At 59.1% G+C, this 13,343-nt stretch carries 12 protein-coding genes; 6 read left to right on the top strand and 6 right to left on the bottom strand.

Going from position 1 to position 13,343, the window contains the following annotated elements; translation table 11 throughout:
* The first annotated feature begins 83 nt into the window (after positions 1–83).
* Positions 84–1,256 (top strand): hypothetical protein, encoded by a 1,173-nt coding sequence (locus CKW16_RS21005; RefSeq protein ID WP_095130341.1) that lies wholly within the window; start codon positions 84–86, stop codon positions 1,254–1,256.
* Between the two features lie 144 nt (positions 1,257–1,400).
* Positions 1,401–1,925, top strand: a complete 525-nt coding sequence (locus CKW16_RS21000) for an SET domain-containing protein-lysine N-methyltransferase (RefSeq protein WP_095130339.1) — start codon at positions 1,401–1,403, stop codon at positions 1,923–1,925.
* A gap of 6 nt (positions 1,926–1,931) precedes the next feature.
* Here CKW16_RS21000 and can read toward each other — a convergent pair whose 3' ends face one another.
* Positions 1,932–2,576 carry a carbonate dehydratase gene (gene can, locus CKW16_RS20995; protein ID WP_008145531.1) on the bottom strand — a complete coding sequence of 215 codons (645 nt, stop codon included), beginning with the start codon at positions 2,574–2,576 and terminating at the stop codon, positions 1,932–1,934.
* 152 nt (positions 2,577–2,728) lie between these two features.
* Between can and CKW16_RS20990 the strand changes: the two genes are divergently transcribed.
* Positions 2,729–3,133, top strand: coding sequence for a serine kinase/phosphatase (locus CKW16_RS20990; RefSeq protein WP_095130337.1), 405 nt, complete (start codon positions 2,729–2,731; stop codon positions 3,131–3,133).
* Positions 3,134–3,259: 126 nt separating this feature from the next.
* On the opposite strand, the gene rimI is transcribed toward CKW16_RS20990, so the two are convergent.
* Positions 3,260–3,712, bottom strand: a complete 453-nt coding sequence (gene rimI, locus CKW16_RS20985) for a ribosomal protein S18-alanine N-acetyltransferase (protein WP_095130335.1) — start codon at positions 3,710–3,712, stop codon at positions 3,260–3,262.
* A complete protein-coding gene (locus CKW16_RS20980) occupies positions 3,705–4,463 on the bottom strand; it encodes an energy transducer TonB (RefSeq protein WP_095130333.1) in 759 nt (252 codons plus the stop codon). The genes rimI and CKW16_RS20980 overlap by 8 nt, the downstream gene beginning before the upstream one ends.
* A 206-nt stretch (positions 4,464–4,669) precedes the next feature.
* Here CKW16_RS20980 and mksB point away from each other — a divergent pair, with 206 nt between their 5' ends.
* From mksB to mksF, 3 genes are read left to right on the top strand one after another with little or no spacing between them, the layout of a single operon-like run.
* On the top strand, positions 4,670–5,947 hold the full coding sequence (gene mksB / locus CKW16_RS20975; RefSeq protein WP_176471582.1) for an Mks condensin complex protein MksB: 1,278 nt from the start codon (positions 4,670–4,672) through the stop codon (positions 5,945–5,947).
* Positions 5,937–6,638 carry an Mks condensin complex protein MksE gene (mksE, locus tag CKW16_RS20970; RefSeq protein ID WP_008145537.1) on the top strand — a complete coding sequence of 234 codons (702 nt, stop codon included), beginning with the start codon at positions 5,937–5,939 and terminating at the stop codon, positions 6,636–6,638. The genes mksB and mksE overlap by 11 nt, the downstream gene beginning before the upstream one ends.
* Positions 6,635–9,475, top strand: a complete 2,841-nt coding sequence (mksF, locus tag CKW16_RS20965; RefSeq protein WP_095130329.1) for an Mks condensin complex protein MksF — start codon at positions 6,635–6,637, stop codon at positions 9,473–9,475. Before mksE ends, mksF begins: the two co-directional genes overlap by 4 nt.
* A 75-nt stretch (positions 9,476–9,550) precedes the next feature.
* Here mksF and CKW16_RS20960 read toward each other — a convergent pair whose 3' ends face one another.
* Genes CKW16_RS20960 through CKW16_RS20950 form a run of 3 tightly spaced genes read right to left on the bottom strand, consistent with a single transcriptional unit; the run spans position 9,551 to position 13,116 of the window.
* Positions 9,551–11,854 (bottom strand): PqiB family protein, encoded by a 2,304-nt coding sequence (locus tag CKW16_RS20960; RefSeq protein ID WP_095130327.1) that lies wholly within the window; start codon positions 11,852–11,854, stop codon positions 9,551–9,553.
* The gene (locus CKW16_RS20955) at positions 11,847–12,470 is read right to left on the bottom strand and encodes a paraquat-inducible protein A (protein WP_008145542.1); all 624 of its coding nucleotides are present in this window, start codon (positions 12,468–12,470) and stop codon (positions 11,847–11,849) included. Before CKW16_RS20955 ends, CKW16_RS20960 begins: the two co-directional genes overlap by 8 nt.
* The gene (locus tag CKW16_RS20950; RefSeq protein ID WP_095130325.1) at positions 12,457–13,116 is read right to left on the bottom strand and encodes a paraquat-inducible protein A; all 660 of its coding nucleotides are present in this window, start codon (positions 13,114–13,116) and stop codon (positions 12,457–12,459) included. Before CKW16_RS20950 ends, CKW16_RS20955 begins: the two co-directional genes overlap by 14 nt.
* Positions 13,117–13,343 lie beyond the last annotated feature (227 nt).

Below are 13,343 nucleotides of genomic sequence, written 5' to 3'. Positions count from 1 at the left end.
CGCAAACACTATTCTGTAAAACGCCGCTGATCCAGTATGGCGCGTACCCCAATCAACGGGACCACGCTGAAAAGGATCTGAGCATGTTCAAATTCGCAGGATTCACCCTCGCGGCCCTCACCCTGAGCGCCGCCGCCCATGCCGATGTCGGCCTGAAGCTGGGCAGTACCGAACGCGTCACCCGCCTGTTCGCTTACCCCAACAACTGCAACGTGATTTGTTTTCGCAACTGGACGCTGGAACAAACGGTCGAGCATTACCTGACCCAAAGCGTGCAGCGCGATGGTTACAGCGCGGCGAAAGTGCTGGTCAAAACCGATAACAATCAGCTCTACGCCGAAATCACCGGCGTACCTCGTGGCTATGAAAAACCGTTGGCGGCGTTGCTCGATGCCGGTGATCTGGCCTATACCGGCGCCAGCAAGCTGAATGCCGATGGCAAGTGGGCTTACAGCTGGTATCTGTTCCTGCCACTGGGCATGGCCCTGGAAAACCGCAAAAGCGTTGAACTGTTGCACTTCCCACCCGACTATTCGTTGACCCAGGCTCAGGATTACCTGCGATCCGCCACCACCGATCGCTGGGCCACACTGCTGACTGTCAACGGAATCCCGGCCGACCAGACGCCGGGCTACCAGACCATCATCGACATCGCACCGATTGCCGCACCTTCCAACGCCGGCAAGGATCTGGAAGGCGTCTACGACTACTTCAAGGACTACCAGACCACGATGGTCAAGCAACTCAGCCAGAACGCCAGTGGTACGGCGTTGCCGATGGTCGCCTTCGGCGCGCCAGTGCGTAACTGGATCAAGCAGCAATACGGGCCAACCGTGAACGTGCTGGGCCTGGTCAGCATCAGTCCGAGCGACGGGGTGAAAGTGCCAGTGCTGGGTTCCAACCACCCAAGCTACATTTGGTACGCCGCCGACCCGGAAAGCTATACCGGCAACGATGCCCAGGCCAAGGCCGATGCCGCTGGCCTTAAAGTCATGGGCCAGGATTTGAGTGCCTCGTGCTGGCAGGCCGCCATGGGCCGCCAACCGGACAGTAATCCCGACATTGAACTGAGAAGTTGCACCCAAACCTGGCAAGTGGCCCAGTCAGAAAAAACCTGCGAGCTGTTCTACACCTCGATCCGCAACCTGACGCCCGAAAAAGCCGTGGCCAAGTGCGCGACGGCACCGATCAAATCTCAGCTCAAACAGCTGAAAGCTCCGGTACCCGCGACTGCGATCCCTGTCCCTCCTCTGTAAAACGATGAACGGCGGGTCTACTGTCATAACTGACAGTAGACCCGCCGTTTCATTTGCGAGAGGCTTGAGTCGTACCCATGTGTTGCAGAGCTGACAGGATCGTCAGCTGATGGAGGTCGCAGCACCCAGCCGACAAGGACCGTTATGAAAGCCCAGACCCTGCACGGGACGCTTGCGCAACCACCCGATGGGATTTATCCATTTAAGGAGTTGCCCGTTCGCCTTGGATTCCCCTCCAGGGCCGACTTCGAGATTATCGACAACACCAACGGATCGGCGGCAGCCGTCGCAGTACTTCGGGATTTTCCACGCATCAGCCGAATTTGTCGGGCGTCGGGGCATCTGCTGCCTTATCGGTGTCGGCATACCCGGCAACTGGCCCGTGGCATCCATGTCTACGACCCGCGCTTCTGCGGGCTGCTGCGACACTCCTGCGACCCAAACGTATTTCTCGACATGAGCGAGCTGTGGTTGTGGGCGCTGAAGGACATCAAAAAAGGCGACCGACTGACGATGGACTACGCTTCCACTGAAGACAAACTCTTGCGTCAGTTCGCCTGCCAGTGCGGCTCGTTCGACTGCCGAGGCTGGATCACCGGCTACGATGAACCGCCGAACGCCGACGGCCAGTTGTTTCTGCAACACTGGCGCCGGCGGAGTCTCTGCTGAAGGGCGTTACAACGCCTCGACCGGACGCAGACGGTATTGCGGCGGCAATTGCTCGAAACCGCTGATGGTGGCGTTCAGGCTTTTCCAGCGACCGTCCTTGATGCCATAGATGCAGCCGTGAACAGACAGGCTCTGCCCGCGGTGCCAGGCGTTTTGCACAATGCTGGTGTGCCCGACATTGGCCACTTGCTGGATCACGTTGTATTCGCAGAGGCGGTCGACCCGCTCTTCTTCGGTGGGCAACTTGGCGAGTTCTTCGCGTTTTTCATAATAGAGATCGCGAATCGAGCGCAGCCAGCCGTCGATCAGGCCCAGCTGACGGTCCTGCATCGAGGCGCGCACGCCGCCGCAGCCATAGTGGCCGGTAACGAGGATGTGTTTGACCTTCAGCACGTCGACCGCGTACTGAATCACCGACAGGCAGTTGAGGTCGGTATGTAGCACCACGTTGGCCACGTTGCGGTGTACAAACAGATCGCCGGGCAGCATGCCGACGATCTCGTTCGCCGGCACCCGGGCGTCGGAGCAACCGATCCACAGGTATTCCGGGGTTTGCTGACGGGCCAGCTTGGCGAAGAAATCAGGATCTTCTTTGGTGATCGCGTCAGCCCAGCGCTCGTTGTTATCAATCAGATCTTGTAATTCGTTCATGCAATGAAGCCTCGAGAATGATGCGCTTCTATGACAGACAACCATCTGTCGGGGTCACGCGCCAGATGCAGAAACCCGGTTTTCCATGCCGGAGGAATTCTCAGCAGCCCAGGGGGTCCACCCTAGTAAGGCCTACAGTATGAGGAATTGCCATGACTGAATCACGACGTCCGTACGATGCGGTGCAACCCGAGCCCATCGATGACAACGAAGACCGCATGGGTTCGATGCATGAGCTGGATTTCGACGAGGAAGAACCCAGCGCCAAAATTGGCGACGAGCTGACGCAAACGGAGCGTGAACGCCTGATGCCTCGGCAACGCGTACGTGAAGCCGGCATGACCGGGGCCTCGACCGATGACCATGAGTCCACCGACGACGACATGAGCCCGGAAACCCTGATCCGTGAAGACGGCGCACGGGACGCCCACGAAGCGGGTGAAGGTGGCCAGGCCGATTGGGATTTGAGCATTGTCGATGAAGACGACATCGGCGGGGGCAATGGGCTGGATGAAGAGGAACTGGCGCGGCGGGATCCGATGGACGGTAATCGTTGATTCTCTAGCGTCTGACAGTACGCCATCGCGGGCAAGCCATGCTCCTACAGGTTTGGTGGCGCTCACACATTTTGTGTTCGACGCCAAACCTGTAGGAGCATGGCTTGCCCGCGAAGCTTTTAAGGCTCAGTCGACCAAAGTGCAGGCCATGACGACAGCATCTTCACGCCCACCTACCGCCGGGTAGTAATCGCGTCGACGACCAATCTCGTTAAACCCATAACGCTCATACAACTTGAACGCGCCACGGTTGCTGTCGCGCACTTCCAGAAAACACTCCCGCGCCTTGGCGTCATACGCCCGGGACATCAAATGCTCCAGCAACGTCAAGCCCAGGCCACGGCCCTGGTTCTCCGGTTTGACGGTGATATTCAACAGATGCGCTTCATCAAGGATGATCTGCACCACCCCGTGGCCAACCTGCTGCTGGCCTTCAAACATCAGCCATATCTGATATTTACCCAGCCCATCGAGAAAAATCCCGCGAGTCCAGGGATGGCTGTAAGCCGCGTATTCAATTTTCAGTACAGTGTCCAGGTCCGCCTCGGTCATCGGGCGGAACGATACAGCGTCACTCATTCGATTCTTTCCAGCGCGCCATCAGCCGACGCATGGCTTGCCAGACATCAGCCTTACGCTGTGGCTCTTCCATTAATAATTCCAGACCCGGCAGGGCCCAGACCGAGCCCAGGCCTTCGACCTGGAGTTCACGGTTGAAGGATTCGGCGTTCGCCTCACCGGCGAAACGCACCGCTGGCAGGCCGATCAGCCACACGCAGACACACGGTGCGTCTTCCAGCCGGGCCGAGAGAAAACCTTGCACGAAGTCGCGAGCCGCTTCCCGGCCTTGATCCATGGTGCCCCGAGACAACAGCGGCCAACGCACCGGCTCGCCGACGATTTGCGGGCTGTCCGGCAGACCGGCGGCGCGCAGCATGTCTTTGAGCAATAGATAGGCAGGGTCGCGGGTCTGGAAGGATTCGCCTGTGGGTAACTCCACCAACAGCAGGCAACGCCCGGCCCGCAGCAATTGCAGGGCGAAACGCGGTGGCGGCACGACTGGCGCCTTGGCCACAACCGGAGCGGCCTCTTCTTCAACCTTGGCATTCGTGCGCGTGCTGGCCAGCGATGGCCGCGGCACCTCGATTTTCACCCGTTCGACCGGTTTGACCAGCGGTTCCACGGGCGAATCAGCCACAGGCACGGGCGCAACCGGAGCAACCGGAGCAACCGGCGCGACGACCAACGGCTCGGGCATCTCCAGCAACTCAGGGCGCGAGGGCGCAGCAAAGGGCAATTCGGTGCGCGGCAGCCAGTTGACCACCTGCATGGCGGTCAAATAAGCGCGGCGACGGGACTCGATAAGCAAAGGTCGGCCACTTGTGGATAACTAAAGTGCGGTGATTCTACCGCCCTTCGCTCAAGATCGCCCACGCTTGATCGATAGAAAGCCAACTGTCCGTCCCGAGAGTGAATCGCAACGGGCGTGATGCAGTACAATCGCGACTTTTAATCGCCAACCAGCCGGCCATTCCGATGATCGAACCCAAGCGCGTCTTGCGCGCCCTCGCTGAACACTGGGCACTTCTGGAGCCACTGTGCGAGCACTTCGACCAAGGCACCCTGAGCCTCAACGAATTGCGTTCACAGTTGGCCGCCCAGCAACTGGACAGTACGCCGCAGGACATCACCAGCCTGCTGGATGTGTGGATCCGCCTCGACATTCTGGTTCCCGTGGCGAAAAGCCCGAACCGTTTCGAGCTCAATGCGCAGATCCACGACTTCCTCGCTTACCTGCGCCGTGAGCACCGTCTGGGCCTGTGCCTGGAGATCGAAGCCTATCTGCGCCATCTCGAGCGTCTGGCCGGTTATATCCAGGACGCCTTCGACATCCGCGACGGCCACGACCTGGCGCGCCAGTTGCGCCTGCTCGACATGCGCGTACGGGACGTATTGAAAAAACTCGCCAACGACGAACAGGCCCTGGTGGCCGTCGCCGAGCGCGCCAAGACCAGCGACCGACAGATTCCGCTGCGTCAGCGTTACGCTGAAGTACTGGCGACCTGGGACGAATACGTCGAGCCGATGATTCAGCTGGTGAACGCCGACGGCGCCTTTGAACAAGGCGTGCGCAAGGTCGAGAACGTGCTGTTGAAGATGCTCACCGAGCAGCAGCGCCTTGGCCATCTGGTCGATGACGACATGCTGCTGCGCACCCACGCGCGCATCCTCGAAATGCAGACCAGCGCCCAGCTGACGTTGCGTCACGCCCGCGAGCTGTTGCTGCCGCTGCGTGAAGAAGCCCGTCGGCACAACGCCGTGACCCGTGGCGCGGCGCTGGCCCTGTCGGCCATCCGTCGTAAAGGCATCGATGCGGTGCCACAAGCGGCGATGCCGATGTTCACCCGACCGCAAAGCACCTTCCTCGGCAGTGCCAGTCAGGTCGAAGCCTACGTTTACGCGTTGGCCCGTTTCGAGCCGAAACCGGCGCGCTTCCCCAAGGCCCACAAGACTCAGAAAGGCGAAGCGCCGCGCGCGCCACGCACGGTTCGGGAAATGCTCGAACGCTGCGAAGACGCCTTGCCGATGCCGGACCTGATGACCTGGCTGCTGGAGCAGGAGCCGGACGGCGCTACCGACGAATTGCTTTATTGGTTCTCGCGCCTGTCGCGGGAAAAGCGCTTCACACGCGAGCGTCTGGAACGCCGCAATTACCACACTCACGAGCACCAGGTCAGCCTGCGCTCCTTCGCCCTGCTCTCGGCCCGCGACACCGCCGCCGAGGATTCTGCGAGCACCCCACATGCATCTTGATCTAAACGAACTGTCCCAGCTGGCGCCGATTTTTCGCGAGCTGTTCAAGGGCTACCACGTCAGCCGCCGCGACCCTGAGCTGTACGCGCAACTATCGAACTTCCAGGACCAGTACCGCACGCTGTTCAAGGCGCTGGGCTTTGAACTGGTCTGCGACACCCGTGGTTTCTACTACTTCGTGCCGGACCTCGCCGCTGCAGCAGTGAACAAGACCGCACAACGTCTGGCGCTGTTCACCTTCATCCTCGTCGAGCATCTGGCCGATCAGGGCCGTGACCCGGTCGCCGTGCTCGACGGTGGCAGCCTCGGCCGCGACGAGTTGCCATCGTTGCTGGAAAAGTACCGCGACCTGTTTATCCAGGCCGAAGTGCAGACCGTCGAAGAACTCGAAGAAAAAATCATGCGCCGCATGACTCAGCTCGGTTTTGCTGGCGAAGAAAACGGCATCTACCGTTTCCTGCCGCCGATGCACCGCTTCCTCGATGTCTGCCTGTCGGTCCAGCAGGACCGCGACCTGGCAGCCAGTCTGCACAGTGTGTTGCCATTGCCGGTGCCAGTGCTGATCGATGACGACAGCGACGAAAAGCTTTTGGAAACCGATGACCCGCTCGATCTGAGCGACTTCGCTGAAGAAAGCGAAGAAGACGCCATGGCCCGCGCCATTGCCGAAGAACAGGAGACCGACGCATGAGCAAGGAACGCTACGGCATTCGCCGCTTTGCCCTTTTGAACACCGCAGGTTACAGCCTCGGCCTGTTCCCGCTGGAAGAACCGTTGTCGGTTTACGGCGCGAACAACCTCGGCAAATCCGCCTCGATCAACGCCTTGCAGTTCCCGATCCTGGCGCGCATGTCGGACATGAGTTTCGGCAAGTACAGCCTGGAACAATCCCGGCGCTTCTACTTCGCGTCGGACACCAGCTACATCCTGGTCGAAGTGTCCCTGCCCCACGGTCCTCACGTCATTGGCGTGGTCGGTCGCGGCCCGGGCGGTGGTTTCGGTCACCAGTTCTTTGCCTACGCCGGCAAACTGGATCTGGCCCATTACCAGAAAAACGACACCTGTCTGCGTCAGAAAGAATTGTTCACCAACCTTGAGCGCGAAGGACTGAAAGCCTACGAGTTGAAGCCTGATGAGCTGCGTCGTTTGCTGGTCGGCGGTCACACCTCAATTCCACTCGACCTGACCCTGATCCCGCTGCGCTCCACCAGCGAGCAGAGCCTGAAGACCTTTCGCGCGCTGTTCATCAACCTGCTGCACATGCGCGAAATCACCGCGGCCAAGCTCAAGCAGCTGTTTCTCGATGCGTTCGAACACAGCCTGCGTTCCGGCAGCGTCGACTACATCGCCGCGTGCGAAGAAGCGTTCCGCGATGTACGACGCATGGAGCAGGACTACAACTCGCTGGTCACTGCCGGCCCATTGGTCGAAGCCCTTGCGGCAGGCGTGACCCAGCGCAATATCCTGCGCGGCAAACTGCACCGCATCTCGCCGCTGCTCGATTCCCTGCTTGGCACCTGGTCGGACTACGCCAGTGCGCGCAAAGAAGAGCTGACGATTCAGGCCGAGCACTACCGCAACGAACAAGACGCACTGCAAAACGATCAACGTGGCGGTACTCAGGAACTGATGCGCCTGGAGCGGGAAATCACCGGCATCCAGCGCTGGCTCGGCGAGCTGTCGGTGCTCAAGCATCGCTTCGCACTGGTCGATGACGTCAAAGTGCTTGAGCAGCAACTGCTCGCGGCCAAGGACGCGCACGATGAACTGGCCGGTGCGCTGGCGCAGTCACGGCAGTTCAGCGCCGAAGATCTGGAAGAGCGTCTGCGGGATCTGGAAAAACGCCTGAAGTCGGTGAAACAGCAACTCGATCACGCCGACAACAACAGCTACGCCCGTCTGCGTGAAGAGTTCTCGCAACAGGATGTCGAGCGCCTGATGCGCCTGTTCAACAGCGCGTTGTTCAGCCTGCCGTTGGGTGAGCACGGTATTACGCTGGACGAGGACGGTCAGTGGGTCAAATCCATGGAGCTGATCCTTGACGGCTTCAAGGGCGAGCGTTTCGAAGTGCCGGGCCTGTCCATCGACATCTCGCACATCGAACCGCCAGCCCTGCAAGCCTTGGCCGACCGCGCCGCGTTGCGCGATCAGAAAGAGCGTCTGGATAAAGAACTCAAGCAACTGAAAACCCAGCAAGCCGTGGCCGCCGACCGCGCTGCGAGCAAGACCCAGACCGAAGCGCTGTACCAGCAAGTGCTGGATGCGCAGAAAGCGCTGGAAGATTTCCGCCGCGCGCAAACCCTGAGCGCCGAGGAAGGCGACAAGCTGGAACAACTGGCGCAGATGGAAGCGGCGCAGGACGAGTTGAAGCGTTCCAGCGACGCCTTCACCGAACGCGTCCAGCAACTGTCGGCCAAACTGCAACTGGTCGGCCGGCAGATCGGCGACATGGAAGCCAAGCAACGCACCCTCGACGACGCGCTGCGCCGCCGTCAGCTGTTGCCGGCAGACCTGCCGTTCGGCACGCCGTTCATGGACCCGATCGACGATTCCATGGACAACCTGTTGCCGCTGCTCAATGACTATCAGGACAGCTGGCAGGGTTTGCAGCGCAGCGATGGTCAGATCGAGGCGCTGTATGCGCAGGTGCGCCTCAAGGGTGTGGCCAAGTTCGACAGCGAAGACGATATGGAGCGTCGCCTGCAACTGCTGATCAACGCTTACGCACACCGCACCGACGAAGCCCTGACCCTCGGCAAGGCGCGTCGTGCGGCCGTTACCGATATCGCCCGGACCCTGCGCAACATCCGCAGCGACTACGACAGCCTCGAGCATCAACTGGCGTTGTTCAACCGCGAGATCAACAAGCGTCAGGTCTCCAACCTGCAAAGCTTCCGCATCGTGCTGGCCCCGAACAAGGAAGCGCTCAAGCACATCGACCAGATCATCCACAGCGCCGGCCAATACGAAGAAGGCGAAACCCTCTCCGTCTTCGACCTGAGCCAAAGCGCCGATCAGGACAACAAGAACGAAGAAGCCAAGGAATATCTGGCGCGCCTGGTAGCAGCGAACCACAACCAGCTCGGCCTCAAGGACTTGTTCGAGCTGGCGTTCGAGATCACCAAGGTCAACGGTCAGCCGGTTATCCACACTGACATCGATGGTGCCGCTTCCAACGGTACGACCATGACCATCAAAGCGCTGACCAACATGTACTTGTTGCTGCACTTGATGGACCGTGACCAGGCCGGTCGCGTGCGCCTGCCGTACTACCTCGACGAGGCAGCGGACATCGACGAGAAGAACCAGGCAGCGCTGCTGGAAACCAGTCTGCAACTGGGCTTCGTGCCGATCCTGGCGAGTGTGAAGCCGCAGGTCTGCGCCAGTGTCGCCATCGACCTGGAAGGCGGGAGCGGCCCGAACGGGATCTACATCGACGAGGCGGACTGGAAGTACATCCGTCGTCACGATGAGGTGAAGGCTACCGCTACCGTTAAAGCGGATGAACCGGAGCTGGATGCGGTCTGATTTGCATTAATCGACAGCAATAAAAAAGGCCGCGATCCAATGGATCGCGGCCTTTTTCATGCCTGTTTTTTGGGCTTACTTGCCGATTGAAATCTTCGGCGCCCAGGTCAGCCATTCGTCTTCGAACTTATCGAACAGCGGGAACGTTTGCTCAGCTCGCGCCGGACTGCCCATGCGCTCGCCGTCCGGCGTGGCGAAAGCGATGCCGCCCTGAATCAGCGTCTCCAGCGATTCGGTACGCATCGTGGCCCCTTTGAACAAGCCGTAATCAAAGCCAAAACCACTGGAGTTCCAGAACCGCGTGCCGCTGCGCACCAACGGCGCGTACTTCGGTTCGATCAGGATGTGCACCAACACACGATCCGCCGTCTGGCCGAGTTCATAGCCTGTCACCTTGCCCACGGTGATTTCGCGATAAGTGACCGGCACACCTGTTTTCAGCGAACCACGGCGGGCAGCGCTCAACACCAGACTCAAACCGGCTTCTTGTTTAGCGGTTTCCGGCGGATTGGTCAGGGCCACAAAGTTCTTCTGCGGGCCGAGGTTTTTCGCGGCAGGTTGCACTTCGATGTATTGGCCAGTGACCAGCGTTTCGAGGTTGGATGTCTTGATCAGGCCCAGTTCAGGTTTGACCACCCAGAATTGACTGCCCACCCGAGCAATACGCTCCGGTACTTCGGTGATTCGCGCCGTCAGCAGAACCGATTGCAGGTCATCACTCAGATCGACGTCTTCAATCTTGCCGACATCCAGGCCTTTGAATCGAATCGGCGTGCCGCTGCGCAAACCATCGGCGCGATCAACCCTGATCGTTACCACGGCGCCTTTTTGCGTCGCCTCATCATGACTGGCGAATAAACGGAAACGCGGAATCCGCTTCTGCAACGGTGCCTTGGCTTCCGGGGTTTCGAAGGCAATGCCGCCTGCCATCAGGCTTTGCAGCGACTCACTTTTGACCTGGATTCCACCCGTCAATCCCCCCGTGAGCGTGATGCCGCTGGCATTCCAGAACCGTGTCGAGGCGTTGACCAGCCCTTCGTATTCCTTCTCGATGTGTACACCAATCACCAACTGCTTTTTGGTGCGTGAGAACTGATAACTCTGGACCGAACCGACCTTGACCTGTTTGTAGAGAATCGGGCTGCCAACCTCCAGCGAACCGAGGTTTTCGGTGAACAGCACCAGGTGCAATCCTGGCGCACGCAAGTCGAGCGGCGGTGCCTTCGGCCGCGCCACAAACTCGCGCTGCGGTGCGGCGCCTTTGTCTCCTGGACGCACGGCGATGTAGTTACCTTTGACCAACGCTTCGAGACCGGTGATACCGGCAAGCGAGATCGACGGTTTGACCACCCAGAACTGGGTGCCTTCGACCAGGTAATCTTCAGCCAGAGGATCGAGGGTCAATTCTGCGGTGGCACTGGATAGATCTGGATCGATCTTGAGCGCTTTCAGATTGCCGACCTGGATGCCTTTGTACATAACCGGTGTGCGACCAGCCTGCATTCCTTCGAAGTCGCTGAGTTTGACCTTGACCCGAATACCGGCGGCGGCTGCATCGAAATCTTCGTAGAGACGGAACGGCAGGCTCGGGTCGGTGGGCGGGCTGTCCTTGCGGTTCTCCGGCGTGGCGAACGCGATACCGCCGGCGACGATGCTCGCCAGGGATTCGCTGCGCACCTTCACACCCGACAGGTTGGCGTCGATGCTGATGCCGCTGGCGTTCCAGAAACGCGTGTGTTTACGCACCAGTTTGGCGTACGTGGGCTCGATGAAAACTTTGAGTTGAACGGTGCTTTGGTCTTCGGAGAGCAAGTAGCTTTTGATCTGGCCAACCTTGATCTGCTTGTAGAACACCGGACTGCCGCGATTCAGCGAGCCAAGGCGATCAGCCTTGATGGTCAGGTGCAAACCGGGCTGGGCGTCCGACAGCGGCGGCTCTTCGGCCAGAGCTTTGAACTTGCGCGTCGGCTCACCCTCGCCCGGGCTTATCGCGACGTAGTTACCCGAGACCAGTGTCTCCAGACCTGTGATACCGGCCAGTGTCACGCTCGGCTTGATCAGCCAGAAACGGGTGCTGGTCCTCAAGTATGGCTCCACGTCCTTGTTCATTTCGACGGTGGCGATCACGCCTTTGGAGTTCCCTTCGTCATCGAGTTTGAGGGTCTTTACCTTACCCACCGACATGCCTTTGTAGACAACTTCGGTCTTGTTGGCCTGAATGCCTTCACCACTTTCGAAACGCACCTGAATCTCGATGCCGGTCTCGTTGTAGGCACGCCAGCCGAGCCAGCCACCGATGATCAGGGCGATCAGGGGCAACACCCAAATAGCTGACCAGTTCGAGGCCGGTCGGGTTTTTGCTGTAGGCAAATCAGTCATGGTCGTCGTCCGACTCCGTGTTATCCCAAATCAGTCGGGGATCGAAAGTTACTGCGGCAAGCATCGTCAGAATCACCACACTGGCGAAAGCGATGGCGCCAAGATTGGCTTCGACGCTGGCAAGCCGTCCGAAATTCACAACCGCCACCAGGATGGCGATCACAAAAATATCGAGCATTGACCAGCGGCCAATGAACTCAATAAAGCGGTACATCCAAATGCGCTGGCGAGCCGACAGTGGCTGGCGCCGCTGCACGGAAAACAGCAGCAGTGCGATGCCCACCAATTTGAACGTTGGTACCAGAATACTGGCGATGAAAACCACGGCGGCGATTGGAATCATGCCGTGTTGAACCAGTTGAATCACACCGGACATGATAGTGCTGGGATCGCCCTGCCCCAGTGAACTGACGGTCATGATCGGCAGCACATTGGCCGGGATGTAGAGAACCGCCGCGGTAACCAGCAACGCCCAGGTACGCATCACACTGTTCGGGCGACGGGCGTGAACCAGCGCACCGCAACGGGTGCAGACCTGCTCGTCAGTGTCGGCTTCCTGCTTGTTCAATTCATGGCATTCGGCGCAAATCAGAATGCCTGCATCAATCGCCCGCATGGGCATCCTCTCCTGATAAAGCCTGCCAGATCTGATGGGGCGACATCACAACCTCCAACCAGACCTGAACCAACAACAAACCGATAAAGCACGCCAGGCCAAGCCCGACGGTAATTGCTGCCATATCTGCCAGTTTAACGATCGCCACCAGTACGCCCATGAGGTAGACCTCGAGCATCCCCCAATCGCGTAAATGGTGATAAATGCGGTAGAGCAACAGGCCGTAACTGCGTCCGATATCAAAACGAATACTCAGCAGTACAACCAGTTGGCAAAGCAACTTGAGCAGCGGGATTCCCATGCTGCAGAGAAACACCACGACTGCAACGCCCTGCATTCCGGTATCGAACAGGCCAACAACGCCGCTCCAGACGGTGTCGTGCGATGACTGCCCGAGTAGATGGAGCTGCATGATGGGTAAAAAGTTCGCCGGGATATACAACAACAGAGCGGCGAGAACCAACGCGAGACTGCGCTGTACGACGTTATGCCGATGGGCGTAGAGCTCGTAACCGCAGCGCGGACAGAGCGCTTTCTCGCCATGGGCGAGTTCGGGCTTGCGCATCAGCAAGTCGCACTCATGACACGCTACCAAGTCGTCCAGCGGTAATTCTGACAGCCCAGGGGCGTCAACCGGATCTGGCATAAAGGCTCTGGCTCCGAAAAAGTTGGACCTATTCTAGTGTCATGGATCGAAAATAACTGTGCAAATTTGTGCTTTAACTGAAAGCCACTTTCCTGCGGACAAAACAAAACCCCTACCTGCATACGCAGATAGGGGTTTCGGAATTTAATCTTGACGATGACCTACTCTCACATGGGGAAACCCCACACTACCATCGGCGATGCATCGTTTCACTGCTGAGTTCGGGA

This window comes from Pseudomonas sp. Irchel s3h14, assembly GCF_900187425.1.
In the GTDB taxonomy this organism is placed as follows: Bacteria; Pseudomonadota; Gammaproteobacteria; order Pseudomonadales; family Pseudomonadaceae; genus Aquipseudomonas.
Note: the sequence above shows the minus strand (reverse complement) of the source record. Positions and strands in the feature narration are given on the sequence as shown.

What these genes read in the sequence shown, in the direction of transcription:
- mksF (WP_095130329.1), top strand. Translation starts at nt 6,635, where the DNA reads ATGAGCAAGGAACGCTACGGCATTCGCCGCTTTGCCCTTTTGAACACC.
- CKW16_RS20980 (WP_095130333.1), bottom strand. Translation starts at nt 4,463, where the DNA reads ATGCAGGTGGTCAACTGGCTGCCGCGCACCGAATTGCCCTTTGCTGCG.
- CKW16_RS20950 (WP_095130325.1), bottom strand. Translation starts at nt 13,116, where the DNA reads ATGCCAGATCCGGTTGACGCCCCTGGGCTGTCAGAATTACCGCTGGAC.
- rimI (WP_095130335.1), bottom strand. Translation starts at nt 3,712, where the DNA reads ATGAGTGACGCTGTATCGTTCCGCCCGATGACCGAGGCGGACCTGGAC.
- can (WP_008145531.1), bottom strand. Translation starts at nt 2,576, where the DNA reads ATGAACGAATTACAAGATCTGATTGATAACAACGAGCGCTGGGCTGAC.
- CKW16_RS20955 (WP_008145542.1), bottom strand. Translation starts at nt 12,470, where the DNA reads ATGCGGGCGATTGATGCAGGCATTCTGATTTGCGCCGAATGCCATGAA.
- mksB (WP_176471582.1), top strand. Translation starts at nt 4,670, where the DNA reads ATGATCGAACCCAAGCGCGTCTTGCGCGCCCTCGCTGAACACTGGGCA.
- CKW16_RS20960 (WP_095130327.1), bottom strand. Translation starts at nt 11,854, where the DNA reads ATGACTGATTTGCCTACAGCAAAAACCCGACCGGCCTCGAACTGGTCA.
- mksE (WP_008145537.1), top strand. Translation starts at nt 5,937, where the DNA reads ATGCATCTTGATCTAAACGAACTGTCCCAGCTGGCGCCGATTTTTCGC.
- CKW16_RS21000 (WP_095130339.1), top strand. Translation starts at nt 1,401, where the DNA reads ATGAAAGCCCAGACCCTGCACGGGACGCTTGCGCAACCACCCGATGGG.
- CKW16_RS20990 (WP_095130337.1), top strand. Translation starts at nt 2,729, where the DNA reads ATGACTGAATCACGACGTCCGTACGATGCGGTGCAACCCGAGCCCATC.
- CKW16_RS21005 (WP_095130341.1), top strand. Translation starts at nt 84, where the DNA reads ATGTTCAAATTCGCAGGATTCACCCTCGCGGCCCTCACCCTGAGCGCC.